The 1,151-nt window shown below is 53.3% G+C and carries 2 protein-coding genes; both read left to right on the top strand.

Annotation, left to right across the window (positions count from 1 at the left end; genetic code table 11):
• Positions 1–55: 55 nt before the first annotated feature.
• The gene (locus KNQ13_RS16070) at positions 56–565 is read left to right on the top strand and encodes a helix-turn-helix domain-containing protein (RefSeq protein ID WP_051590468.1); all 510 of its coding nucleotides are present in this window, start codon (positions 56–58) and stop codon (positions 563–565) included.
• On the top strand, positions 508–1,151 hold a 644-nt coding region (locus KNQ13_RS15750; protein ID WP_209548557.1), incomplete at its 3' end, for an IS3 family transposase. The genes KNQ13_RS16070 and KNQ13_RS15750, both read left to right, overlap by 58 nt.

The following is a 1,151-nucleotide window of genomic DNA, read 5'->3' as shown; positions in this document are numbered from 1 at the left end:
TGAACTGCCCCATAAAAGTTGGACATAAAAATCCAACTTTTATGGGGTGTTTTTTATGGTCAAATATACGAAGGCGTTTAAGATCAAGGTTGCTGAACATTACCTGACGGGACGAGACGGATACCAGATTATGGCGGAGGAATTCGGGATAGCACGTGAACGAATCCGTGAGTGGTCGCGTCTCTATGAGCGATGGGGAGAGACGATCTTCGATCCTTCCTATACAACACACTCGCCGGCATTTAAACTGGAGGTATTAAACGACATGGCGACCAATGAGCTGTCCTACATAGAGGCGGCCATAAAATACAGAATCTCCTCCCCAGGGATGATCTCGAACTGGCGAGCGACGTATGAACGGAAAGGGACCGCAGGTCTGGTCGCCAGACCGAAAGGACGTGCCCCGATGGCGAGACGCAAGAAGAAGGATTTTGAAGAAATGACAGAAGTCGAGAAGCTCAAGGAGCGGGTCGAGTATCTCGAGATGGAGAACGCTGCGTTAAAAAAATTGAGAGCCTTGGTTCAAGAAGAGAATGCGCGACGAACCGGATCAAGGCGCAAGTAATCGACGAGTTGCGGGCGGTCTATCCCGTCCTAGGACTCCTCCGCGTGCTCGGTATGGCCCGGAGCGTCTACTACTATTGGCGGACGCGCCTGACGGGCGAAGACAAGTATGCGGAGGTGAAGGCTGCCATCCATACCCTCTTCCACGAACACGAGGGTCGATGTGGCTATCGTCGCATCCACGCACTTCTCGAACGCCAAGGCTTCCGGCACGATCCGAAGACCGTGCGCCGTCTCATGGACGAGCTCGGGCTCAAGTGTCTCGTTCGCATGAAGCGATATCGCTCTTACAAGGGACGGATCGGAGAAATCGCACCGAATCTTCTCCAACGTGACTTCAAGGCCTCCGGCCTGAACCAGAAATGGGTGACTGACGTCACTGAGTTTCACCTCTTCGGGGAGAAGCTCTACCTCTCGCCGATGATGGACTTGGGAAACCGTGAGATCATTGCCTATACGATGTCGGACCGCCCTACATACCGATTCGTCGGCGAAATGTTGGACCAGGCAATCGGGAAGCTCGACGGGAAGGAACGGCCAATCCTCCATTCCGATCAAGGTTGGCATTATCAGTACCGAGCGTTCAT

Source organism: Exiguobacterium sp. s128 (assembly GCF_018618815.1).
GTDB classification, from domain to species: Bacteria; Bacillota; Bacilli; order Exiguobacteriales; family Exiguobacteriaceae; genus Exiguobacterium_A; species Exiguobacterium_A antarcticum.
The sequence above is the reverse complement of the archived record's forward strand: the minus strand, read 5'-3'. Positions and strand labels throughout refer to the sequence as shown.